Source organism: Campylobacter sp. CNRCH_2013_0898h, from assembly GCF_025772965.1.
Classification (GTDB): domain Bacteria; phylum Campylobacterota; class Campylobacteria; order Campylobacterales; family Campylobacteraceae; genus Campylobacter_D; species Campylobacter_D lari_D.
Genome location: NZ_JAKMTD010000006.1, coordinates 19993 through 44337 on the forward strand (window position 1 = coordinate 19993; position 24345 = coordinate 44337).

29 protein-coding genes and 1 pseudogene are annotated in these 24345 nt (G+C 27.9%); 20 read left to right on the forward strand and 10 right to left on the reverse strand.

All coding sequences use genetic code 11. The features are described 5' to 3' along the window. The 9 genes and pseudogenes from L8X50_RS04550 (at position 1) to L8X50_RS08335 (ending at position 8129) form a co-directional block, all read left to right on the forward strand. On the forward strand, positions 1–1203 hold the full coding sequence (locus tag L8X50_RS04550) for a phosphoglycerate kinase (RefSeq protein ID WP_263660504.1): 1203 nt from the start codon (positions 1–3) through the stop codon (positions 1201–1203). After that, positions 1200–1880, forward strand: a complete 681-nt coding sequence (locus tag L8X50_RS04555) for a triose-phosphate isomerase (protein ID WP_263660505.1) — start codon at positions 1200–1202, stop codon at positions 1878–1880. The genes L8X50_RS04550 and L8X50_RS04555 overlap by 4 nt, the downstream gene beginning before the upstream one ends. Positions 1881–1883: 3 nt before the next feature. Next, positions 1884–3518, forward strand: a complete 1635-nt coding sequence (locus L8X50_RS04560; protein WP_263660506.1) for a hydrogenase small subunit — start codon at positions 1884–1886, stop codon at positions 3516–3518. 125 nt (positions 3519–3643) lie between these two features. Further along, positions 3644–4192, forward strand: coding sequence for an ATP-binding protein (locus L8X50_RS04565; protein ID WP_133319360.1), 549 nt, complete (start codon positions 3644–3646; stop codon positions 4190–4192). Positions 4193–4204: 12 nt separating this feature from the next. Further along, complete coding sequence (locus L8X50_RS04570; protein ID WP_133319361.1) at positions 4205–4897, forward strand: dUTP diphosphatase; 693 nt, start codon at positions 4205–4207, stop codon at positions 4895–4897. After that, on the forward strand, positions 4894–5604 hold the full coding sequence (locus L8X50_RS04575; RefSeq protein ID WP_133319362.1) for an EI24 domain-containing protein: 711 nt from the start codon (positions 4894–4896) through the stop codon (positions 5602–5604). Before L8X50_RS04570 ends, L8X50_RS04575 begins: the two co-directional genes overlap by 4 nt. Next, the gene (locus tag L8X50_RS04580) at positions 5597–6001 is read left to right on the forward strand and encodes a hypothetical protein (protein ID WP_263660507.1); all 405 of its coding nucleotides are present in this window, start codon (positions 5597–5599) and stop codon (positions 5999–6001) included. Before L8X50_RS04575 ends, L8X50_RS04580 begins: the two co-directional genes overlap by 8 nt. A 130-nt stretch (positions 6002–6131) precedes the next feature. After that, positions 6132–6803: pseudogene (locus L8X50_RS08330) on the forward strand (cache domain-containing protein); the annotation flags it as partial. Between the two features lie 801 nt (positions 6804–7604). Then, a complete protein-coding gene (locus L8X50_RS08335) occupies positions 7605–8129 on the forward strand; it encodes a methyl-accepting chemotaxis protein (protein ID WP_393921402.1) in 525 nt (174 codons plus the stop codon). A gap of 23 nt (positions 8130–8152) precedes the next feature. Here the strand turns inward: L8X50_RS08335 and fldA are convergent, their stop codons facing one another. From fldA to L8X50_RS04610, 5 genes are all read right to left on the reverse strand, one after another. After that, positions 8153–8644 (reverse strand): flavodoxin FldA, encoded by a 492-nt coding sequence (gene fldA, locus L8X50_RS04590; RefSeq protein WP_133319365.1) that lies wholly within the window; start codon positions 8642–8644, stop codon positions 8153–8155. Then, on the reverse strand, positions 8645–9337 hold the full coding sequence (locus L8X50_RS04595; protein ID WP_133319366.1) for a hypothetical protein: 693 nt from the start codon (positions 9335–9337) through the stop codon (positions 8645–8647). It abuts the gene before it with no gap. 1 nt (position 9338) lies between these two features. Continuing rightward, complete coding sequence (locus L8X50_RS04600; protein ID WP_039666680.1) at positions 9339–9656, reverse strand: DUF2325 domain-containing protein; 318 nt, start codon at positions 9654–9656, stop codon at positions 9339–9341. A gap of 86 nt (positions 9657–9742) precedes the next feature. Then, positions 9743–10876 carry a tRNA pseudouridine(13) synthase TruD gene (gene truD, locus L8X50_RS04605; protein ID WP_263660558.1) on the reverse strand — a complete coding sequence of 378 codons (1134 nt, stop codon included), beginning with the start codon at positions 10874–10876 and terminating at the stop codon, positions 9743–9745. After that, positions 10845–11666, reverse strand: coding sequence for a thiamine-phosphate kinase (locus L8X50_RS04610; RefSeq protein ID WP_263660509.1), 822 nt, complete (start codon positions 11664–11666; stop codon positions 10845–10847). Before L8X50_RS04610 ends, truD begins: the two co-directional genes overlap by 32 nt. Positions 11667–11763: 97 nt before the next feature. Between L8X50_RS04610 and L8X50_RS04615 the strand changes: the two genes are divergently transcribed. From L8X50_RS04615 to L8X50_RS04665, 11 genes are read left to right on the forward strand one after another with little or no spacing between them, the layout of a single operon-like run. Continuing rightward, complete coding sequence (locus L8X50_RS04615; RefSeq protein WP_133319369.1) at positions 11764–12402, forward strand: DUF5644 domain-containing protein; 639 nt, start codon at positions 11764–11766, stop codon at positions 12400–12402. A 9-nt stretch (positions 12403–12411) separates the two neighbouring features. Further along, positions 12412–13116: a hypothetical protein gene (locus L8X50_RS04620; protein ID WP_220566453.1), complete on the forward strand. Its 705-nt coding sequence runs from the start codon at positions 12412–12414 to the stop codon at positions 13114–13116. Next, positions 13100–13495 carry an ornithine carbamoyltransferase gene (locus L8X50_RS04625; RefSeq protein WP_133319371.1) on the forward strand — a complete coding sequence of 132 codons (396 nt, stop codon included), beginning with the start codon at positions 13100–13102 and terminating at the stop codon, positions 13493–13495. The genes L8X50_RS04620 and L8X50_RS04625 overlap by 17 nt, the downstream gene beginning before the upstream one ends. Next, on the forward strand, positions 13488–14144 hold the full coding sequence (locus L8X50_RS04630) for an RsmD family RNA methyltransferase (RefSeq protein WP_133319372.1): 657 nt from the start codon (positions 13488–13490) through the stop codon (positions 14142–14144). Before L8X50_RS04625 ends, L8X50_RS04630 begins: the two co-directional genes overlap by 8 nt. A gap of 58 nt (positions 14145–14202) precedes the next feature. Next, positions 14203–15249, forward strand: a complete 1047-nt coding sequence (locus L8X50_RS04635; RefSeq protein ID WP_263660510.1) for a flagellar basal body P-ring protein FlgI — start codon at positions 14203–14205, stop codon at positions 15247–15249. Further along, on the forward strand, positions 15249–15614 hold the full coding sequence (locus L8X50_RS04640; RefSeq protein WP_207921002.1) for a rod-binding protein: 366 nt from the start codon (positions 15249–15251) through the stop codon (positions 15612–15614). The genes L8X50_RS04635 and L8X50_RS04640 overlap by 1 nt, the downstream gene beginning before the upstream one ends. A gap of 60 nt (positions 15615–15674) precedes the next feature. Next, positions 15675–15881, forward strand: coding sequence for a flagellar biosynthesis anti-sigma factor FlgM (locus tag L8X50_RS04645; protein WP_133319374.1), 207 nt, complete (start codon positions 15675–15677; stop codon positions 15879–15881). Positions 15882–15923: 42 nt separating this feature from the next. Continuing rightward, positions 15924–16358 carry a flagellar export chaperone FlgN gene (gene flgN, locus L8X50_RS04650; protein ID WP_133319375.1) on the forward strand — a complete coding sequence of 145 codons (435 nt, stop codon included), beginning with the start codon at positions 15924–15926 and terminating at the stop codon, positions 16356–16358. A 10-nt stretch (positions 16359–16368) separates the two neighbouring features. Then, on the forward strand, positions 16369–18198 hold the full coding sequence (gene flgK, locus L8X50_RS04655) for a flagellar hook-associated protein FlgK (protein WP_263660511.1): 1830 nt from the start codon (positions 16369–16371) through the stop codon (positions 18196–18198). Continuing rightward, positions 18198–18947 carry a TIGR02757 family protein gene (locus L8X50_RS04660; protein WP_263660512.1) on the forward strand — a complete coding sequence of 250 codons (750 nt, stop codon included), beginning with the start codon at positions 18198–18200 and terminating at the stop codon, positions 18945–18947. Before flgK ends, L8X50_RS04660 begins: the two co-directional genes overlap by 1 nt. Then, entirely contained in the window at positions 18932–19684 is a 753-nt protein-coding gene (locus L8X50_RS04665; protein WP_263660513.1) for a TSUP family transporter, read from the forward strand. Before L8X50_RS04660 ends, L8X50_RS04665 begins: the two co-directional genes overlap by 16 nt. Here L8X50_RS04665 and L8X50_RS04670 read toward each other — a convergent pair. Genes L8X50_RS04670 through L8X50_RS04690 form a run of 5 tightly spaced genes read right to left on the reverse strand, consistent with a single transcriptional unit; the run spans position 19681 to position 24344 of the window. Continuing rightward, positions 19681–20841 carry a type II secretion system F family protein gene (locus L8X50_RS04670; RefSeq protein ID WP_263660514.1) on the reverse strand — a complete coding sequence of 387 codons (1161 nt, stop codon included), beginning with the start codon at positions 20839–20841 and terminating at the stop codon, positions 19681–19683. The genes L8X50_RS04665 and L8X50_RS04670 overlap by 4 nt on opposite strands. Beyond that, positions 20838–22355, reverse strand: coding sequence for a GspE/PulE family protein (locus L8X50_RS04675; RefSeq protein WP_263660515.1), 1518 nt, complete (start codon positions 22353–22355; stop codon positions 20838–20840). The genes L8X50_RS04670 and L8X50_RS04675 overlap by 4 nt, the downstream gene beginning before the upstream one ends. Continuing rightward, positions 22348–22677: a CDC27 family protein gene (locus tag L8X50_RS04680; RefSeq protein WP_263660516.1), complete on the reverse strand. Its 330-nt coding sequence runs from the start codon at positions 22675–22677 to the stop codon at positions 22348–22350. The genes L8X50_RS04675 and L8X50_RS04680 overlap by 8 nt, the downstream gene beginning before the upstream one ends. Next, on the reverse strand, positions 22658–24049 hold the full coding sequence (gene mshL / locus L8X50_RS04685; protein ID WP_263660517.1) for a pilus (MSHA type) biogenesis protein MshL: 1392 nt from the start codon (positions 24047–24049) through the stop codon (positions 22658–22660). Before mshL ends, L8X50_RS04680 begins: the two co-directional genes overlap by 20 nt. Further along, complete coding sequence (locus L8X50_RS04690) at positions 24021–24344, reverse strand: hypothetical protein (RefSeq protein ID WP_263660518.1); 324 nt, start codon at positions 24342–24344, stop codon at positions 24021–24023. The genes mshL and L8X50_RS04690 overlap by 29 nt, the downstream gene beginning before the upstream one ends. Between the last annotated feature and the right edge of the window lies 1 nt (position 24345).

The window sequence follows — 24345 nt, forward strand, 5'->3', positions numbered from 1 at the left end:
ATGAGTAGTATTTTATCGATTAAAGATATTGATCTTGCAAAGAAAAAAGTATTTATAAGATGTGATTTTAATGTTCCTCAAGATGAGTTTTTAAATATCACCGACGATCGTCGTATTCGCTCGGCCATCCCTACTATAAGGTATTGTTTAGATAATGGCTGTGCAGTTATTTTAGCTTCACATTTAGGGCGTCCAAAAGAAATAGCTTCAAAATACTCTTTAGAACCAGTTGCAAAAAGACTTGCACGCTTAATGGCTAAAGAAGTCATCATGGCTAAAGATGTTATAGGTGAAGATGCAAAGAAAAAAGCTAGCGAATTAAAATCAAGTGAAATTTTGCTTTTAGAAAATTTACGCTTTGAAAAGGGTGAAACTAAGAATGATGAAAATTTAGCCAAAGAACTTGCTTCTATGGCTGATGTTTATATTAATGATGCTTTTGGGGTTTGTCATAGAGCCCATGCTAGCGTTGAAGCTATTACAAAATACTTTGATAATACAAACAAGGGTGCGGGATTTTTACTCCAAAAAGAAATTGAGTTTGCAAGCAATCTTATCAAACACCCTGCGCGTCCTTTTGTGGCCGTAGTAGGTGGTTCTAAAGTAAGTGGGAAATTACAAGCTTTGACTAACTTACTTCCAAAAGTAGATAAATTAATCATAGGTGGAGGTATGGCCTTTACTTTCTTAAAAGCTCAAGGTTATGATATAGGAAATTCTCTTTTAGAAGAAGATTTAATTGAAGAAGCAAATAAAATCTTACTCAAAGGTAAAAATCTAGGTGTAAAAATTTATCTTCCTGTGGATATTACAGCAGCGCAAACTTGCTCTCAAGAGGCAGTGATGAAATACACCCCTGTGCAAGAAATTCCTGCAGGTTGGATGGGACTTGATATAGGTCCTGCTAGCGTAAGATTATTTAAAGAGGCACTTTCTGATGCTCAAACTATATGGTGGAATGGGCCTATGGGGGTTTTTGAAATCGATAAATTCTCAAAAGGTAGCATTAAAATGAGCCATTATATTAGTGAATCTCACGCAACAACTGTAATAGGTGGTGGTGATACTGCTGATGTTGTAGCAAGAGCAGGTGATGCTGATGAGATGACTTTCATTTCAACCGGTGGTGGAGCATCATTAGAGCTTATAGAAGGAAAAGAACTTCCTGGTGTAAAACCTTTGACCATAAAGGATAATGAATGATTTTTGCAGCAAATTTAAAGTGTAATCATACAAGATCAAGCTTTGAACTTTATGCTCAAGAATTAAATCAAAATTTAAACAAAGAAGATGAAATTTTCATCTTCCCTCCTAGCATAGCTTTCTTAAAAGACAATTTTTCATTTCAGCAAGGCGCGCAGAATTTCTACCCTTGTGAAAATGGAGCATATACCGGAGAAATAGGTAAAATTCACTTAGAAGAATTTAATATCAAAAGCGTTTTAATAGGCCACTCTGAAAGGAGAGCTTTAAGTGAAAATGAAAGCTTTTTAAGGGCTAAATTTGACTTTGCAAAAAATCTTGATTTTAATATCATTTATTGCATAGGCGAAAGTTTAGAAACCAAAAATACTAATAAAAGCTTGGATTTTTTAAAAAAACAAATTGAAAATATTGATTTATCTTATAAAAAACTTATCATAGCTTATGAGCCTATTTATTCTATAGGCACAGGAGTTAGTGCTAATCTTGATGATATTAACACTATACTTAATTTTTTAAGAGAATTTAGCGAAGCTAAGCTTTTATATGGCGGAAGTGTTAATCAAAACAATATTAAAGAAATTTGTGCTTTAAAAAATTGCGATGGAGTGTTAATAGGTTCAGCTGCATTAAATGCAAGTGATTTTTTAAATATGATACAAACAACCAAAGGTTAAAAAATGTCTTTAAGCAATGAAGAATTAAAAAGCATATTAGAGCATAAAATCGCTCTATTAGAAAACTCGCACAAAGAAGAGAAAAATATCTCATTAGAAGCTGTAAATTCCATCATTAAAATTTTAGGTTTGCCAAATGATTTTGGCCCTTTAGCACATAGATATTTTCAACTTCACACCCCACCTAGTCTCATATGGCTTCATTTAAGTGAATGCACAGGGTGTAGTGAGAGTTTGCTTAGAACTTCATTGCCTGACTTTTTAGATCTGATTTTTGATTTCATTTCTTTAGAATATCATGAAACCTTTATGAGTGCAAGCGGACACCAAGCAGAATCGCATTTAGAGGAAGTTTTAGAAAAAAAAGATTTTCTTTTGGCCGTTGAAGGCGGGGTTTGTCCTATAGATCCTTTTTATCTAACTATAGGAGCACATGGTGAAAATGGATATGAAATTTTACAAAAATGTGCCAAAAATGCTAAAACAATCTTTGCTATGGGAACTTGCTCAAGCTATGGAGGAATTCAAGCTGCACATCCAAACCCTACCAAAAGCATAGGAATTTCCAAAGTCTTGAAAAAAAAAGTAATCAATATACCAGGTTGTCCTCCAAGTGATGTAAATATCATCGCAGCGCTTTGCTTTTATATATTATTTGAACAAGACATGGCTTTAGATGAACAAAATAGACCTTTGGCTTTTTATGGTAAATGTTTGCATGATTTATGTGAAAGAAAAGCTAAATTTGAAGCAGGTAATTTTGCTCAAAGTTTTAACGATGAAAATATAAAACAAGGTTATTGTCTTTTTAAAGTAGGTTGTAAAGGACCTTATGCTTATAATAATTGCCCTAAGGTTAAATTTAACTCCAAAACCTCTTGGCCAGTAGCTGCAGGACATGGCTGTATTGCCTGTAGTGAAGAGAATTTTTGGGATGATTTTGGTTTTTATGAAAAACCTATGAGCAATAAATTTGCTTATAATAATTTTTCTATTATATTGGATAATAAAATAGTCCATAATAGCTCTAACAATGAGCTTAATTCAGATAATATTTTGTTAGATTTAGAAAACAATATTAGTGGAATTTTTTATCAAAATGACACAAAGATTAATTTTTTAGACTTTAGTTTTGAAACTAATCCTAAAGTTTTTTTAAATAATTTTGCAAAAACTAAAATGGCTATGACTTTAGTGCAAAATTACCAAGAGCAATTTAAAACATATTATAATTTTATACAAGAAAATTATAATAATGAAAGCAAAATTAGCAATAATATCTTAGATTTATTTTATTTTATATATCCTTTTATTAGCGGAAAAGAATTAAGCCATTTAGATGAGTTTTTAGATCTTGCTTTAGCTTATAAGTTCAAACATCCTAGCAAATTTGATTTTAAAACTACCATTAATGAACAAGCAAAGCTTGATATTTCTAAATCAATGCGTATGCCTTTGATTTATATTTTAGGTGGTTTAGATAAAGAAGCTATTGCTTTTGGATTGATTTTTTCTTTAAAAGAAAATTTAAAACAGGCTTTAAAAGCATGTAAAAATATACATAACAAAAAACAAATTTTAATACACTCAAATAATGAAAAAATACTAAAATTATTTTGGGATTTAACGAGTGTTTAAAGACTTAATGATAAAATATTTATCTCCCTAGTATTTGAAATTTGCAAAGCTTAAAAACTTTGCAAATTTATTTAAGATTTAGTTATTTTGACGATATAACTTTATCTTGATTTGAAAGGAACATTATGCAAATTTCTAGCTACAACTCTCAAAATTTTTCTATGGATATAAAAACAAAAAACGGCAATCATCTTTCTTTTTCTATGTACGATAAAAAAGAAGCAAAATTAGATAAAGATGGAAATTCAGCATCTTTGAGTTTAAGAAATCAATTTGGTTTTTCGTTTTCATATAGTGGCACAAAACTTTCGCAAGAAGAAATTGAAGAAATTAAAGAAGCAGTAGCCAAAGTACAGCCTCAAATTGATGAATTTATGAAAAACTCAAGAGTAGGAACCTTAAAGCCAAAAGAGCTTATCACCACTGCGATGAAAATTGGCGATGCTCTGCCTATACCAAAAAATGAAGAGCATAAAAAAGCAACCTTGCATGAGTTATTTAATATTATGGATAAAAGTTTAAATAAAGAAATGACAAAAACTGATCTTGAAGATATTAAAAAACAGATTTTCCAAGATAGTGCTAAATTATTAGAAGAAATTTGGAAGCAATATAATAATCAAGAAAAGAAAAAAGAAGAAGAAAATAATAAAGAATTTGGATTTTACGCTTAAGAAGGAAAATAAATGCAAGTAAAAGATATTTTAAAAAGCATGCTAGAACTCCAGCAAAAATTAAATGATGATACTAATGGTATAGGATGGGAAAATGGCTATACCAAAGAAGGTAAATTAATTAGCTTTAGAAGATGCATTTATATGGAGTGTGCTGAACTTATTGATTCTTTTGCTTGGAAGCATTGGAAAAGTATACACACTCCTGCAAACTGGGATAATGTATGTATTGAAATAGTAGATATATGGCATTTTATCTTGAGTTTAATTTTAGAAGAATACAAAGAAAAACAAATTAATGATAAAAATTTCATAGCAGAAGAAGTTTCTTCTGTAAGTTTTTTTGATGATTTTTGCAAAGAAACTTCTAATCCAAATGAAGCAGATATTTATGGAATTTTAAATGATATTGAGCTTATTATCCATAAATGCAGTGGATTTGATTATGATTTAGGTGAGCTTTTAAGTGTCTATTTTATTCTAGCTAGAAAATGTGGCTTAAATTTCTTTAAACTTTACAAAACATATATTGGAAAAAATATTTTAAATCAATTCAGACAAGAAAATGGCTATAAAGAAGGCACATATAAAAAAACATGGAATGGTGTAGAAGATAATGAAGTTTTAAATCAAATTTTAAAAGAAACCTTAGATTATAAAGAAATTTACAAAAAACTTCAAAATTATTACGATGAATTAAAATGAATATTTTATATCTAAGCTTGCAAAATTTTTTTAGTAAACCTTTTTTAAAATTTTCTTTTTTGCCTTTTTTTGTTAGTTTAATTATTTTAGCCTTGCTTGTATTCTACACCTATGATATCTTTTTTTCTTATATTGAAGATGTCATTAGCGGAACTTTCATGGCTTGGTTTTTTAGCTTTTCCATAGTACAATTTTCACTTACATTTTTGAGTGCCATAGGTGGATTTTTCATAGTAGTTTTTGCCTCAGTATTTTTATCCATGCTAATTATTTCTTTTTTAACGCCTTATATAGTAAAAAAAATAAATCAAAAATACTACAACTATTTCATACAAAAAGAAGTAAATTCTTTAGAAGTTTTACTCAAAACATTTAAATTTATATTGACTTTTTGCGTATTATTTATAATCGCTACTTTTTTACTAATCATACCTTTTATAAGTATTGTGATTTATTATGGAGTTTTTTATTATTTATTTCATAAACTTTTACTCTTAGATGTATTAAGCAATGTCTTGGATAAAAATTCTTTTAATAATTTTTATAAGAACTCTTCACCTTTGAACTTTAAAATAAGTACTTTAATATTTTTTATTTTATCAAGCATTCCTTTACTTGGACTATTTTTACAAGTATTTTATGTAATTTTTTTAACTCATTTAAGTTACCAAAAGATCTTAAATTTAGAAGCTAAAAATAATGGATGAGAGAATTAAAAAATTCATTCATTCTCAAAAACTCTTAACCTTGAGCGTGCAAGATAATGATGAAATATATTGCGCAAGTTGCTATTATGCTTTTGATGATAAAAATCTTGCATTGATTTTTGCTAGCGAAGAACATACTAGACACATTCAGCTTTCTTATAAAAATCCAAAAGTAGGAGTTAATATAGCACTAGATACAAATATTATCAATCTTATTAAAGGAGTACAAATTAAAGCTATTTTTAGAAAAGCTACCGCAGAACAAGAAAAAATATATTATGAAAAATTTCCCTTTGCAAAACTTGCAAAAGCTTGTATTTTTGCTCTAAATATACAATGGGCAAAATATACTGATAATAAAATTCTACTTTCTAAAAAATTAGAATTTTTTATTTAAAAATATCCTAAAAATATAATATTTTTTAATAAAAATTAATTTTTTTATAATTTTTTAAATATTTTTTTAATAAAATAATACAAACTATCATAATCATAAAGTCAAATATTGACTTTATCAAGGAGAAAAAATGCTCTCTTCTATTAAGAAATACCTACTAGGTAATTTTTCCAACAAAATAGCTTTCTTAGTTTGTATTTTTGTTGTAGTTTTGCTATGTGTTTTGGGTTTTTTTAATTATGTTAAATCTAAATCCAATAGCCATACACTGTTAGTTCAGTTTCAACAAAAGGTTGCTTTTGATGTGAGTAAAAGATTTGATTTATACGCAAGCGATAGACGCAATGTGATCAATTCTTTAACAAAATACATCAAAGAAAATAAAAATAATCTAAATTCAACACAATATACTAGTTTATTAAATTCTATAGGAAATTCTTTGGGTTTTGATTTAACCTATGTGGGTTTTGAAGATGGAACTATATTTAGATCAAATGGCAATAATCAAACTCCAGAAAGTGGTTATGATCCTAGATCTAGAGGATGGTATAAAGAAGCTAAGGAAAAAAGAGAATTAATTGTCACAGATCCTTACATATCATCTAGTATGCAAAAACCAACCATTTCTTATGCTAGTCCTATTATAGACAATGGAGAAGTTATAGGTGTAGTTGCTGCTGATTATGATTTGAAAAAATTCTCAGAAGAAGTTTTGGCTATAGGTAAAACACCTTATTCACATGCTGCTGTTTTAGCTGATGATGGAACTTATCTTTTTCATACCGATTCTTCCAAAATCTTAACCTCAACTAATATTAGTAAAGATATTATTTCAAATTATTTCAAAACAACTGAAGGTGCAAACAAAAGTCTTTCTAGGGATATTTTCAAAATTCAAACTAAAGAAGAAGGGATCAAAGCTTTAATTTGTAATGGTAGTATCAATCCAAAATATACTATTTGCTCTATAGCTGATTATGATTTTTACAGCGATACAGCCAAACAAACATTGATGGAACAAATTATTATTTCCTTAATTGCTATTTTTATTACTTTGATTTTTATTAGAATAATCATTTCTTATAATCTTAAGCCAATTGCTATTATATCTTCGGGCTTGCATAATTTCTTTAACTACTTAAATCATAAAGACATTCATTCACACCCTATTAAACTAAAAACTCAAGATGAATTTGGGAAAATGGCTGATGAGATTAATGAAAATATTAATATTATCAAAGAGGCTTTAAGTAAAGATGCAAAAGCTATTGAAGAATCTGTAAATGTTGCTAGAAAAATAGAAACAGGTGAGCTTAATTTACACATTAGCTCTCATGCTAACAATCCACAAATTCAAGAACTCATAGATGTTTTAAATAAAATGCTTGATACTTTACAACAAAAAATTGGTAATAATTTAAACGAAATTCAAGCGGTATTTGATAGTTATAAACAATTAGATTTTACTGCAGCTATTAATACCCCAAAAGGCGATGTTGAAAAAGCAATCAATGCCCTTGGGAATGAAATTAAAAACATGCTTTCAAAATCACTAAACCAAGGTGAGTTATTAAATCAAAAAGCCGAAGCACTCAAACAAAGTATGCATGAACTTACAAATGATGCCACACATCAAACCTCATCATTACAAGAAAGTGCAAGAGCTTTAGAGCAAATGAATTCAACTATGAGTGAAATTTCTATCAAAGCACAAGATGTAGTTAAACAAAGTAATGATATTAAAAGTGTTACCACTATGATTTCAGATATTGCTGATCAAATTAATCTACTTGCATTAAATGCAGCTATTGAAGCAGCTCGTGCAGGAGAACATGGTAGAGGCTTTGCTGTTGTTGCTGATGAAGTTAGAAACTTAGCAGAAAGAACTCAAAAGTCTTTAGGTGAGATTGAAGCTAATACTAATATCTTAGCCCAGTCTATAAATGATATGGGCGAAGCTATAAAGGAAGAAGCTAATGATATTAGCCAAATTAATGAGTCAGTGGCTACTATAGAAAAACTTACACAACAAAATTCTCAAACAGCAATACATACAAATGCTATTGCAAATGAAGTAGATTCTTTAGCACAAGATATATTAAGTGAAACAAAAAAAAGAAAATTTTAAAGATGCCTTTTTGGCATCTAGATTTAAGAAAAAGAAGGTTTAATTTGTTCTAACCAAGCATCAATTCTACTTTCGGTTAAATCCTCATGGTTATCATTATCTAATGCAAGCCCTACAAATTTATCTCCTTCTACCGCATCACTTGATTCAAAAGTATAACCACCTGTAGAAACTGAACCTACTAAATTTGCACCTGCTGCTTTTAAAGCCTGAGCAAGTTTTCCCATAGCACTACAATATGTATCTGAGTAGCTTTCACTATCTCCCATACCAAAAACTGCAACGGTTTTTCCACTAAGATTTAAAGCTGAAAAATCAAAACTATCCCAATCATCTTGAAAATCTCCACTTCCCCAAGTAGAAGTTCCGCAGATTAATTTATCATAAGAATTGATTTTTTCTGCATTAATATCTGCAATATTTAACACATCTGAAATTCCTAATTTTTGAGCGATCATATTTGCCGCACCTTCAGTATTTCCCATAGAGCTACCATAAATTACTGCTACTGACATTTAACATCTCCTTAAAATTTGATTATTAATAGTATAGGGAACTAATTTTAGCAAAGTTTTGTTATTTTCACATAAATTATGTCTTATTTCTTTATGTTGAGTAAAATTTTTATTTCTTGGATACACAATATAAAATATTTCAAAAACATTTTTTTTGATAATTTGCAAAGCTAAATTTATATCCTTTTTATTATCTTCAAAAAAAGAAGGCATAATAGCCATTTTATCATTGATAATAATGATATTTTCTTGAATATCTACCCTAGCCTTTACATTGCTTTTACAAATTTTATCATACACAAAAGACTCAAAAGCCACCTGTGGATCTAAGATAAAATTTGATGACATAAACACATTTTGTATTAATCTAGCTAAAGCATATTTTGGCATCTTTGCTTCAAGCTGTAATTTATTTAAATTTCCTTCTTTATATGCTTTGATGATTTTATGAGAATATGGACAAAATTGTTTTATTTTACTAAATTTCAAAACCCTTTCTGTGATCATATTTTGGATTTTTAACTCAAAAATATTTCTTAAACTAGTAGCTTTTTTTGCATAAATATAAGGTATTTTTAGATCATTTTCCACCAAAGAATTATACAAATTCAAAAAAATAAAATTAATATTTTCTTGTTCTAAATCTCTAAATATTTTAGGTACCAAATCCTCTTTGTTATTAAAACCAAACATGTTATGCCTTCTTTGTACATTCATAAGTTTGATCAAGACCAAAAACCTTACAATATTCACAATATACACAACTCACACTGCGTTTAGCGCAAACCAAAGGTATATTGCGTTTTTTTGCCTCTGTTTTAATTTTTTTCATGGTGTTGTGATTTAAAAAACTAGTAAGCATAACTATGCATTCAGTATTTTGTGGAATGGGTTTTCTATTTACCCTATTTTCATTTCTAGCATCCCAATGCTCTATACTTTTTGCGCCTAAATTTGTCAAAACTGCCTTAATTGGAGTAATTTCATCTGCACCTATAACCAAAACTGACATTGAGCTTTCCTTTTATAAAAATGATAATTGTTATTATAATTTATAAAAGATAAATTTTAACTGATACTCAATATCAATTTTTAAAATTATGTATTATAGGTTTGATCAAAAATATCTGCATGTAAAATCTCTTCTAAAATCACTGTAGCATATGAACCTTTTTGCAAGAAAAATTCTAAAGTAAAATGAGCTTTTTCTTCATCATAATGACTTTTACAATCTTGCAAATAAGACCACATAAAGCGTCTTGAACCTTGCATTTTATCTTTAAACTCATATGCAAAAGAAAAAATCTCATCTTCTAATTTTTTAGCTAGACCTTCATTTGTTTCATAAGCTTTAGAGCCTATTAAAAGCCCCATAGAACTAATATCTTTTTGATTAAATCTTTCTACTTCACTTGGCAAATCTTCACATACAAAGCATTTACCAAAAGGATAATGCCCTAAAACTTCACCTTTTAAAAGCTTAAAAAACTGCTTTTGATTTTTTAAACTTTTGATTTCATCTTTATCTAAATCATAAATTTGTTTTATTTCTTTTTCACTAAAATCATTGATAAAATGTGATAATTCCACCCTTTTACTCAAATATCTGTTAAAAAGTTCGCTTTGAAAGGCAGAAATTAAAAATTCTTGCATTTTTTTATTTTTGATTTTTTTACCTTTTAAAATTTCTAGTCCTTGTAAAAAATTATCTTGAAATTTACCAAAACGCTGATATCCAAAATAATTAGCAAAACCTTGTTCTTGGATATTTTTGAAAGCTTGTTCTATTTTTAAAGCATCTACTTTTGAAACTTTTTTTAATCTTATAAAAAATGAATTTCCTTTTAAATGCCCTATTCTAAGTTTATTATCATGATAAAAACTTTCTAAAATTTTCATCTTATCATGTTTAAAATTTTTTAAGCCCTCTTCAAATTTTTTAGGCATAGAAATATATTGAAAAGTTAAGCCTTGTTTATCTTTTAAACCACTATAACCAAAATCTCTCATTTTAACACCGCTTTGCTCACTTAAAATTCTCAAAGCTTCACTGGTGCTTAGATCTTTTTTTTGTATATGTAAAATAAGATGTTCACCTTTACCACTAAATTCATACAAAGGCTTTTCTCTTACTACAAAATCATTACTATTTTTTGAAAAATACACATTTATCGGGCTGTGTTTTAAAGTATATAAGGGCTTAAAAATGATGTTCTCTTCCATAAAATTTATACCTTCCTGTTGTTGTTTTTGCAAAAATATTTAGTTTAATTCTATGTTTTTTAGCCATATTTTGTATAAATACTTTATGTTTTTTATCAAAAGCAAATAAAATTTCATACTCTTCTGCACTATTTAAGCTAAATTTATCTAATTTTTTAAGAAATTTTATACCAAGTTGATTTATAAAGAGCATTCTCGATAGATCCTTATTTAAACCATCTGAAATATCCATACTTACTCTGACTTTTTTTGCTATATCATAAAAAAATTTCTGCCTTAAATTTGGTTTTATAAAACGATGTTTAGAATGTAATTTTCCACCGCGAAATAGTATATTTAAACCTTTTAAACTCTCACCTAATTTCCCACTAAAAGCAAGCAAATCTCCCTTTTTTAAACCTTTTCTAAAAATAGCCCTTTTATTCACTTTAGAAATAATAGTTATACTAATATTAATTTTCCTATCTGCTATAGTATCTCCGCCTATAATTTGCACCCCAAATTCTTTTGCGCTATCTAGCAAGCCTTTTTGCAAAGCTTTAACTTGTTTCATTTCTAAACATTTTGGTAAAGAAAGCCCCAAAAGAGCGTATTTTGGTGTAGCATTCATAGCAATTGCATCAGAAATATTAACGAGCATAGCTTTTGCGCCAATTTGCTCTAAACTCATCCAAGATCGTTTAAAATGCACATCCTCACAAAATAAATCTTTAGAATAACAATATCCATCGATGATTGCTCCATCATCTCCGTTGATAGAATTTGCAAAAGCATTTATAATAAATTTTTCTTTATCCATGTGAATATTTTATACAAAAAGCTTTTAATTTTATATAATAATCAAATTTTTATAAGTTTAAAATGTATATAATCAAAAATAATACCAAGGATAAAAAATGCAAATAACTTTAAGAATTTTTCGTTTTGATAAAGATAGTGATTATTTAGCTTATTATAAACCATATGTTTATGATAGTAAAAATTTTAAAAGTGTTTATGATATTTTAAGTCAGATTAAAAAAGATGATATATATTTTGATTTTGAAGAAAATCCAGAAAGTTGTATTAAAGTTAATCAAGTTACCATTAGACAAAGAAGAGATTTAAGTAATATTATTGAAAGATTTGGAAAAGAACTCATCATAGAACCACTCGATACTAAAAGAGCTATTAAAGACTTAATCATGGATAAGAGTGATTTTTTAGAAAAACTTGAGCTTTTTAAAGGACTTATTGACATACATGATATAGAGCTTTACAAGCAATATGACTTTTTATATTATACAAGCGAAGTAAGAGAATTTCTACCTGAATATCTAGGAGATAGTTTCTTTATATTTGCCTATAAAATGCTACTTAAATATCCAGAAAAAACTCCACAATTTTTAAAATTGATAGCAGATGAAGAAAAAGGAATTTATTATCATACTAAATTCAAAAATTTTATTTCATCTAATGAGCTTGACTATGAATCTTACATCAAAGAATTAAAAGTTATGCTTGTAAAATCAGGTCTTGCAAGAAGTATTTTTTAAGGAATTAAAATGTATAAAATTTATACCAATAGCAATAATGATTTATTTTGTTATTTTGATATTATCAAAAATGTCTTAGATACAGTCGGTGTTGAAAGCACATTATGCGAAAAACCTTTGGGTAAAAATTATTTTATTATTGACTATGATCCTAAAGATATTTTAGATGAATATTCTAGAATGATGGATGAGAATAATATCTTAGCTTGCGAATATAGCTCTTATGAAATTATGAGTAAAATCGATAAGATTAAATACGCTCCAGAGTTTTTTTTAAAATACTTAAAAACAGAACACATTAAATATTTTTTTGATAAATTTAACATAGGTGTATATCAAGGATTTTCCCATGCTAATTGCTCTTTAGAACTTGCTAAGATTCTTAAAGCAAATATAATTGATTTTGAAAGAAAATATAAGAGTTGTGGCTATGGATTCTTAAGTTTAAATGCGCAATTAGCTTATAAAAGTGCAGCAGCAATCATTTTAGATGCTTATGATAGTGGTTGTGATTTTTTAGTTGTAGAAGATTTTTATTCTTTTTATATGTTTGATAAGTGTTCTAAAGAATTACAAGCAATTTCAAATAGAAATTTTGAAGATTTTTATATTTTAAGTTTCGCAGAGCTTGCAAATTTAGCTCTAGGTATAGTACCATACACTTTAAAAAAACACAAATTAAAAGTGAGTTTAGTCAATGAAAATCGCTCTTGAATGTAAGGATTTAATTTTAGAAAAAACTTTAGAAATTGCTTTAAAAGATTTTTTAGTTTTAAAAAAAGATTGTGATTTTTTAGTCTGTGATGAAAAAATCAACACACAAAAGCCACAATTTATCATCAACAAAAAATCAAATTTCTTAACTCACCCTTTTAACATAGAAGAGTTGCTATGTGCTTTAAATGATTTCAATGCAAGCTTGCAAAATATTGCCTATAAAATAGCAATGCGTGAGAAAAAAATTATGAATCAAAAATGTGAAGCCATTTTAGAACAACTACGCCAAGAAAGTCATGAAAAAATCGATGCAATATTTGATCTTTATAAAACAGAGTTAAAAAATCTTATCAAAGAAGAAAGCAATAATGCATAAAACACAAGAATATCAAAGCGTAAGAGATTTTTTAAAAAATTACAAAGAGGATAAAAAAACAAGCTCAAAAAAACAAGCTCAAAAAATTTACACCACCATAGAAAGTGGAATTTATAAGGGTAAAAAAATTTTACTTCCTAGCCTAGATACCACAAGAAGCACTAAAAGCATAGTAAAATCATGTGTTTTTAATGTTTTGCGTTTTTCTTTGCAAGATAAGGTTTTTATAGAGGCCTTTGGAGGAAGTGCTTTAATGGCATTAGAAGCAAGAAGCAATGGTTGTTTAAAAAGTTATGCCATAGAAAAAGATAAAAAGGCTTATGAAATAGCTTTAAAAAACGCTTCTGGTGTTGATCAAAATACTCTTTGTTTTAATGATGATACTTTTAAAAAAACTCCTCAAATTATTCAAAATTCCAAAGAAGATATTATTTTATATCTTGATCCTCCATTTGATATTAGAGAAGGTTTTTTTGATATTTATGAAAAAACTTTAAAATTGATAGAAAATATACAAAATTCAAATGTAAAAATCATTATCATTGAACACCACAGCACTTTTAAAACTCCAACTAAAATACAAGATTATGAGAAAACTAAAGAAAAAAAATTTGGCTCAACTACTCTAAGTTTTTACTCCTTTATATAAATTTGGAACTTTTTTTGCTTTAATTTTATGAAAATAGCATAGATTAAAGGAAGAATCGATGAGAATATTACTATTTTGCTTGGTATTAAATCTAAGCGTTTTTGCAGCTACTATTAAAGAACTTACTAATGTAGTAGGTGTTAGAGATAACCAACTTATAGGATATGGTTTGGTTGTTGGCTTAAACGGAAGTGGAGATGGTACAAGTAGTGAATTTACTCTACAATCTATTTCAAATATGCTTCAGGGTATGAATGTAAAAGTTAGCCCAGGCGATATAAAATCAAAAAATACAGCAGCAGTAATGGTAACAGCAAAGCTTCCTGCTTTTGCAAGAAGTGGGGATAAGCTTGATGTAAGTGTGGCTTCTTTAGGTGATGCAAAATCTTTACAAGGTGGAACCTTACTTATGACAGCTCTAAAAGGAGTTGATGGAGAGATTTATGCAGTAGCTCAAGGTTCATTAGCTATAGGTGGACTTAGCCCAAGACCGGGTGCAGCAGGAACACACTCAACCTCAGCAAATGTTATTAATGGCGCTGTAGTAGAAAGAGAAATTCCACAAAACTTTAGCCAAAGTGAAGATTTGATTTTAAGCTTAAAAGAAGCAGATTTTAAAACAGCTAATAATATAGAAAGAGTTTTAAATACTATTTTTGACACAGATATAGCAAAAGCTTTAGATTCTAGAACTATAAAATTAACAAAACCTGAAGAATTTTCTCATGTTGAATTTATGGCAAGAGTATTAGAACAAGATATAGCTTATACCCCAGAAAGCAAAGTGATTATTGATGAAAGAACAGGAACTATCGTAGCGGGAGTAAATATAGAAGTTGAACCTATATTAATTACTCATAAAGATATTACTATAAAAATTGATCCAAACAATACCGTAGCTTTAGGACAAAATGAAATTGATATGAAAGATGGTGGTATTTTAGACCCTGTATCTAATACTTTAAAAATCACAAACAATAAAACAACAGTGGCAAACATAGCTAGAATGTTAAATAAACTTGGAGCAGCACCAAATGATATCATAGCTATTATGCAAAATCTAAAAAGAGCTGGTGCAATCAGTGCTGAATTAGAGGTGATATGATGAGAGTTGATAATTATTTAGCGAGCAAAAATTACAGCAGTGAGCTTTATGAAAACATTACCAAGCATAATAATAGCTATAAGGCTGCTAAAAACTATGCAGATAGTGCTTTTAAAAATGATTTAACTCATATACAAGCATTAAATGATGAAGATAAAGCTTTAAAAGAACAAACCGATGCTTTTGAAGCTTTCTTAATCAAAAGTGTTTTGGATATTTCTTTAAAACAAGAAAATTCTTTATTTGGAAAAGATGCAAGTGATGAAATTTATTCATCTATGTATAATGATACTATGAGTAAAGCATTAAGTGGTGGTTTAGGTTTTTCAAAATTATTATTTGATTATTTAAAAGAAAGGCGTTAAGTTATTTTTTTAAGTGTCGATATGGTTCTTAGAGTTTTTCAATAGAACTGGAGGCTTAAAATGATAAACCCTATACATCAAAGCTATGTGGCTCAAGTTGCTACTAGCGATATAAATAAAACAGAAAACAAAGAAAATAACAAGGCAAAAGAAACTCAAAAGGTAGAAGAAAATAAGGCATCTTTTATTGCTTCACAAATAAAGAATGGCGAGTATAAAATAGACTTGCAAGCCACTTCAAAAGCAATAGTAGATTCTTTATTATAATTTTTATCCTTTTTTGGGTTAGTGCCTAAGAAAGGATAAAAAATGGTTAAACAACACTTAGACAAAACAAATTCTATTTTAGAAAAACTCATCAATCTTACTTTAGAAGATATAGCTCAAATTCAAGCTGCTAATCACCAACATGTTAGCAAAAGCGTAGAAGAAAAAACTAAACTTGTAAATGATTTTCAAATTGCTAAAAAAAATCTTGATAAGGCTTTAGTAGAGCTTAGCAATCAAGGAAACAATAAGGGTTTAGACGAACTTTTAGATGATGAAGATAAAGAAAAACTTGCTCTTTTAAAGCAAAATTTAAACACCTTACATCAAAAAAATAAAGAATATGCTAAATTGGCTCTTATTATTAAAAATTTTTACGACAATCTTTTAAATACAATGTTTGAACAAAATGGAACAAATAATGCTTATGGGGATAATAAGACAATTCCAGATTCATTATTTAAGATCAATGTTTAAAGGCTAAGTCATGGGAATTTTTGATAGTTTATATACAGGGGTTAGTGGTATAAGAGCTGCTGAACTTCAAATCAATACTACAGGTAACAATATCTCTAATGCAAATGCAGTATTTTATACTAGACAAAGAGCGGTGCAAAGTTCAGGTATGTCTCTTGATAGAGGTGGCTTACACCTAGGAACAGGTACGCAAATTGATACTATTAAAAGATTACATGATGAGCATTCTTATTATGAGCTAAAAAACGCCACTACTCAACAAAACTATACAAATTATTTAGGACAAATTTTACAAGAAGCAAGTCAAAGATTTCCTGATATGCAAGGAACTGGTATTTTACAAGATTATAAAAATTACTATGATGCGTGGAATAACTTTGCTTCCAACCCAAGCGATGGGGCAAGTAAAATAGATCTTGTTAATAGTGCAAACACATTAGCTCAGAACATACAAAAAACATTACAAGATCTTAGCAAAATGCAACAAACCGTTAATGAGCAAATTCAACAAACCGTAGATGAGATTAATAACATTGGTCAAGAAATTGCAAATATTAATAAACAACTTGAAAATGAAGAAGTTTTACCTACCGATAATGCAAATCAACTAAGAGACAAAAGAGATGAGCTCGAACTTAGACTTTCAAAGTTAGTTAATGCCGTTGCTTGGAAAGGAACAAGCTCTCAAGATAGTACTTTAGAATCTACCATGACTGATTCTGGAAGATATTATGATTTAAGTATTCAAGGTTTTAGTATAGTAAATGGCTCTAGCTTTCACCCTTTAAAATTAGATAATAACAACCCTAATGGTTTTTATCAAATTTATTATGAAGTAAATGATGAAAACCGCTATGATTTAACAAGCAAAATTTCAGGTGGGCAGCTTGGTGCTCAACTTGATCTTAGAGGTAGAAATTATGATGGCAATCATGATACTTACAGCGATGGAAAATTACAAGAGTATAAAGATATGCTCAATACCTTTACAAAAACACTCATAACTCAAACTAATAACGTCTATGCTCAAGCAGCAACCGATAAAGTAAATTCAGATGATTTAAAAGGTTTAAAATCTGATACTTCTTTAATGAGTTATGATAAAAACATCCAAGCAGGAAGCTTTGACATCACAGTTTATGATGAAAAAGGTAATGCAGTAGCTACTAGAACTATAAAAATAGATGTCAATACCACTATAGAAGATGTTATTAAACAAATCAATGCAGATATTGATGATAATAAAAATGGTCAAGGTGGTGATGATTTAAATGATTATTTTCAAGCCTTTTATCATTATGATGGAAAAAGTGATAGTGGAAATTTCCAAATCAATGGCTTAAAAAAAGGTTATAAAATAGCTTTTAAAGACAATGGCACAAATTTCCCAGGTGCTTTAAATGTATCTTCATTTTTTAATGGTCAAGATGCAAGTAGCATTAATGTAAATTCAAGCATTAGAAATGATCCAAATAGCTTAAAAGCAAGTTCAAACGGAGTTGATGGAAATAACGATGTAGCTAATGCTATGTTGCAACTTCAAAATCAAAAAGTAAATTTTTATAATAAAGATGGTACAGTAGATACTATGACTTTAGATGGATATTATAGAAAATTTACAGGCCAAATTGCTTCAGATGCTGAAAGCAATGGCTTTGCGCATGCGACTAATATGACGGTATTTAATACAGCTTATGCAGAATACCAATCAAAAAGTGGCGTAAATACCAATGAAGAATTAGCAGCACTCATACAATATCAAGCAAGTTATGGCGCTGCAGCTAAAATCGTAACTACCGTTGACCAAATGCTTGAAACCTTGCTTGGTTTAAAATCTTAATGCAAATTAAAGCTCTTTTAGATGAAGCAATTTTAAGCAAAAACACTCAAAAAGAGCTTTTTTCTCATCCTGATCCTTTGCAAATTGCAAGTGTTTATAAAGATGAAAATATAGCCTTGCTTTGTGCTTTATTTGCCTATGGGAATGCTAAAAATATTGTAAATTTTTTAAATAAACTTGATTTTTCCTTGCTTGAGAAAAGCGATGAGATTATTAAAAAAGAATGTAAAAATCTAAAATACCGCTTTCAAAACTCTCAAGATATAGCTCAAATTTTTATCACACTCAAGCGCTTAAAAAATGAAGATAGTATAGAAAATATTTTTACCAAAACTTATCAAAAAGAGCAAAACATAACACAAGCAATAAAAGCTTTCATAGAAACAATTTACAAGCTTAATCCTTACAAAAGTTATGGTTATGAATTTTTCTTTTCAAAAGAATTTAACCTTCCAAAAGGTCCTTTAAAAAGATATAATATGTATCTTAGGTGGATGGTAAGAAAAGATGAATTAGATTTAGGTTTGTTTAAAAATATCGATAAAAAAGACTTACTCATACCCTTAGATACTCATACTCATAAAGTTTCATTAAAACTTAAGCTTTTAAAGCGTAAGATTTATGATTTTAAAAGTGTTTTAGAACTTACGCAAAGTCTTAAAAAATTCGATCCTACTGATCCTATAAAATATGATTTTGCTCTATATAGAATCGGACAAAACAAGGAAAGCTTATGGAGCTTGAATTAACTTATTATGTGATTTTATTCTTTGTTGCTGCTTTTGCAGGCTGTGTTGATGCGATTGTAGGTGGTGGTGGGCTTATTACCATACCTGCTTTATTTGCTTGTGGTATTCCTCCTCATTTAGCCCTAGCTACTAATAAACTTCAAAGTACCTTTGGATCACTCACTGCGGTTTTAGCTTATAGAAAATCTATGCATATAGAAAAGATAGCCTTGGGAATTTTATTTACTGCTATTGGTGCAGCCATTGGAACTTATGCAGTCTTACTAATAGATCAAAATGCTGTTAAAATCATTGTATTAATTTGCCTTGTTTTAATCTTTTTTTACACTATTTTCAAGCCTGATTTAGGCCATGTACATAATAAAGCTAAAATGAGCACTACAAGCTTTCAAATCATCTTTGGCTTGCTACTTGGTTTTTATGATGGTTTTTTAGGACCTGGTACTGGATCTTTTTGGATTTTTGCTTGCGTGATATTTCTTGGTTTTAGCATGAAAAGTGCAAGCATTAATACTAAAATCTTAAATTTTACTAGTAATATAGTAGCTTTAGGGGTATTTTTATACTCTTATGAGGTGCTTTGGAAAGTTGGTATTTTAATGGGTATAGGCCAAATTTTAGGTGCTTTTATAGGATCAAAACTAGTCTTAAAAACGCAAGGAACTTTTATCAAAAAACTCTTTTTGATTATGGTTGCTTTAACTATAGCTAAGGTTGCTTATGATTATCTTGCTTAAATTTCTTGACTAATTTGCCACATAGGTAAAAATACACCCAAGGCTAAAACTAAAATCAAACTCGCCATAAAAATTGTCATCAAAGGCTCCAAAACACTCAAAAGCTTTTGAGTATAATTTTCTTTTTTATACTCATAAAACAAAGCAAGCTCATAAGTACTTTCATCTAATTTAGAACTTTTTAAAGCTAAATTTAACATTCTTATCACAAAAGGCTCAAAAAGCTTTGTGTTAGAAAAAGCTTGAGCTAAATCAAGTCCTGATTCAAATGAAGTCTTTATAATAAACATTTTGTTTTTAAAGAATTGATTTTCTATACCTTCACAAGCAAGTTCAAAAGCTCTTTTTATATCCACCCCTGCTTTTAATAAATATGAAAAAATTAAGAAAAAACAAAATTTATCTTGATAAAATATTATTTTTCCAAAAATGGGAGAATAAAAAAGAATTCTATGAAAAAACAAAGACTTCCTAAAAGAATAAGTAAGTATTATAAAAAATCCTATATTTAATAAAATAATCATATAAAAATGACTAAAAAAATCAGCTATAATAAAAAGAATTTGAGTGATTTTTGGCAAATCCAATTCAAGTTGTAAAAATAAAGTTTTAAATTCAGGCAAAACTAAAGTTATAAGAATAAAAAAAGCAAAAATAATACACATAAAAACGAAAAGTGGATAAGCTATAGCCTTTTTTAACTGCTTAAAACTATGAAGATTTTTTTCTTTTAAACTAATAATAATATCAAGAGCCTTATGTAAATCTTCTCTGCCATCACAAATTTTTAAAATAGCACATTCTCTAGAATTTAAAATATCTTTAAAGGCTTCATTATAAGAACTTCCATTATTGAGTTTATTATAAATTGTATTAAAAATTTTAATATTTTGTTTTTCATAGCTTGATTTTAAAAATTCTAAAATTGCTTCCTGTAAGCTTAATCCTGCCTTTAAGATCATATTTAAATCCTTAAGAATGAAAATAAGCTCTTCTTCTTTGATTTTATGTTTTATCGGTTTGAAATATTCTTCAACACTAATAATATTTACAAATGACTTTAACGCAAAATTTCTAGCTTCATATAAATTTCTAGCCCTTATTATATATTGTTTTTGCTCTTTATTTAATACATAAAAAATAACAAATTTTTTCAAAAACTAATCTTTCTTAACTCATCTATACTTGTTAAGCCAAGTTTCGCCTTTTCTAAAGCATCCATACCTAAAGTCAAAAAACCTTTTTTTAAAGCGTATGCTGAAATATTTTCATAATTTTCATTATTTTCTATCATATTTTTTAAATTATGATCTAAAAATAAAAATTCAGCTACCATCAAACGCCCTTTATATCCACTATACATACACTCAACACAACCTTTTGCTTTGTAAAATTTTCCTTCAAAAACTTGATTTTGAAAGTAAAATTTTTCCTTGTTAGGTTCTTTACATTCACATAGTTTTCTTACTAATCGTTGAGCTATAATTAAATTAAGAGAATGAGCTATTAAGTATTCTCTTGCACCCATATGCTTCATTCTAAAAATAGCTTCTATAGCGCCATTAGTGTGTAGGGTACTTAAAACTAAATGTCCACTTAAAGAAGCTTTTAAAACTATATCCAAACTCTCCTCATCTCTAATTTCACCTATCATAATCACATCAGGATCGTGTCTTAAAACTGCTCTTAAAGCTTTATGAAAATCAAATCCAGCTTTAGAATTTAAAAGAATTTGTTGAGCATATTTAAGTTTATATTCTATAGGATCTTCTAGAGTGATGATTTTTTTACTTTGTTCAATTTCATTTAAAATAGCATGCATAAAAGTACTTTTACCACTCCCTGTTGGCCCACAAAACAAAATCAGACCATAAGGTGCATTCGTGTGTATTTTCAGCTGAATTAAATTTTCTTCTTTGATAAAAAGTTTATCAAGTTTTAAAACATATCCATCTTGTTTTAAAATTCTAAACACTATGCTTTGTCCAAATAATAAAGGCATAATTGAAACTCTAAAATCATATTTTTGCTCTAAAATGATTTTAGAAAAACTCCCATCTTGAGCTTGTCTTTGTTCAGCTACATTAAGCAAAGCAATAATTTTTACATGCATCAATAAGGCTTGGTATGATTTTGCATCAAAACTATGTATATATTTTAACTTTCCATCTATTCTAAATCTTACATATACTTCATTTTCTAAAGGCTCTAAATGGATATCACTTGCTCTTAAAAAACAAGCATAAGTTAAAATTAAATTCAAAAACTGCTCTAATAAAAATTCATCTTTATTTTCATCACTTTTCAAACTAAGCTCTAATCTATTAAGATGATTTTGAAATTTAATTAAAAATTTAACCCTTTCTAGCAAAAATTCAAATTGTGTAAAAACACAAAGAAAAATCTTGATAGTTTTAAAACGATATAAATTTTGTATTTTTTCCAAAACATTCTCTTCCAATGGTTTAAAGGAAGCTATATGGATTTTTTCATCATCTTCATAAAAACAAAAAATATCATGTTGTTCTATTAAAGAAAAAGGCAAGATGTGAAGATATTTTTCAAAATCAAAAGTTTGATTTAAATTTAAAAATTCCATTTTATATTGAGAAGCAATTTCTTTTAAAGAATACTCACTTAAGTTTTTTAATTTTTGATGTGTATCACTCAAAATAAATCTCCAAAAGCTTTTCGTATTCTTTTTTAGCTATTAAAGCATCTTCATATCTTCCGAGTTTTATTTTAGCATTAATAAAAACAAGCCAAGCTTCTTTTTGCAATAAATCAAAATCATTGGCTTCCATAGCCCAAAAAACTGCTTGTTTGTATTCTTTATTTTGATAAAAATATTTTGCTAAATTTAAAGCATTTTCATAGTTTGGTTGATTAATGAATTTTTCATAAAATATGTTTTGATCAAAACTATTGTTTTGAATTTCTATAGCATTTAAAAAAGAAAAACATATTAAGATTTTAAAACATATCATCTTCATACTGAAAACCTAGGTCTTTTAAACTTAAAATTTTATTATTAGTTTTTACTAAACTTGGTTTGATAATAAAAACTATTTCGCTAATATCTTCATAATTTTGTTTTCCTTGAAATAAAGCTCCAAAAAGTGGAATTTTAGATAAAATGCTTATTTCATTATGATTATTAATGGTATTTTTACTAATCAATCCGCCTAAAATTAAAGTTTGCCCATCATCAACTTCAACTACAGTAGAAAGCTTTTTTTGTATAGTATCTGGCGCTATATTTCTTGGTTTGCTTTGTCTATGATTATCAAAACTATATTTAAAATCACTCAAGCTTGGATTAATCCTAAGCATAATTTTATGATCATCTGAAATCTCAGGCAATATATTAAGTAAAATTCCTACAAAAATAGAATAATTATTATATATTTCACTAACTATTGTACCATTTTCTGTTCCTTTAGAACTTTCTTTTACTTGATAATTTATTGTATCGCCTATAGAAATAATAGCTTGCTGATTGTTTAAAGCCATAAGTTTTGGGTTAGAAAGTATAGTTGTTTTACCATTTTCTTGTAATAAATTTAAAATAGCTTTGGTTTCAATATTTGCTTTTAAGTTAATATTTCTAACACCATCTTTATTAATTATAAAATCATTATCATCACCATTAAGTTTAAAAGCAAGTTCTTGCCAATTAATTCCACTTGAATGATTTTTGTTTAAATGCACAGCAACAATACTTACATCAATTAAAACTTGTTTTTTAAGTCTTTTATTTAAGTCATCTAAATATTTTCCAACTCTTGCAAGTTCATATGGAGTTGCATTTAAAGTAATAATTCCTGCATTAGTATTGACAATAGGTTTAGTTGTATTTTCATCCAACAAAGCTTGAATTTCTTCTGAAATTTTCTCCCAAAAATCAAATTTATCAGTACTAATAACTAAATTATCTACTTCCTTATAATTATCATAATCTCCTTGTTTTGGTCTAGAATCCACTGAAGCTTTAGTAATACTTTGTCCTTCTCTAATAGAACTTATATAATGCACTTTAAAAGTTTTAACTTGTTTTCCATAAATTTTTAAAGCATTTTTATCGTATTCATAAGCAAGATTGTTTTCCACCAATAAAAGCTTAAAAATCTCTCTTAAAGACATTTTCTTTATATGTAAATAATTTTGAGCATGCATTAATTTTTCTTGAGCAAAAATATCTTTAATAATAATACTAAAATCACACTCTCTTCCGAGTTCATTTAAAATTTCAAGCAAAGAAGTTTTGTTTTCTACTCTTATATTAAAAAAATGCTGATTACACTGCATGGCAAATACATTTGTAAAAAACAAAAAATTAATACATAAAAATACTATTTTTTTCATACAAATTTAAAACCATTATTTTTTCTTCCTTTTTTAATACAACTTGAGAATTTCTAATTTCAACTATTTTAAAACCATCAATATAATCATTTAAAGCATACCACTTATCATTAATCTTAATCTTATTTGAAACAATAGCTTGCAAAGAAAAATTAGATTTTATATTTGTAGTCTTTTTAAAAAAAGGATCTTGAATTGAAATTAAATTATCAACATAACAATTTTGATTTAAAAATGGATAATTAACACCAAAAGCATTAATTACCCATAAAACAAGAATAAAAATTCGAAACAAA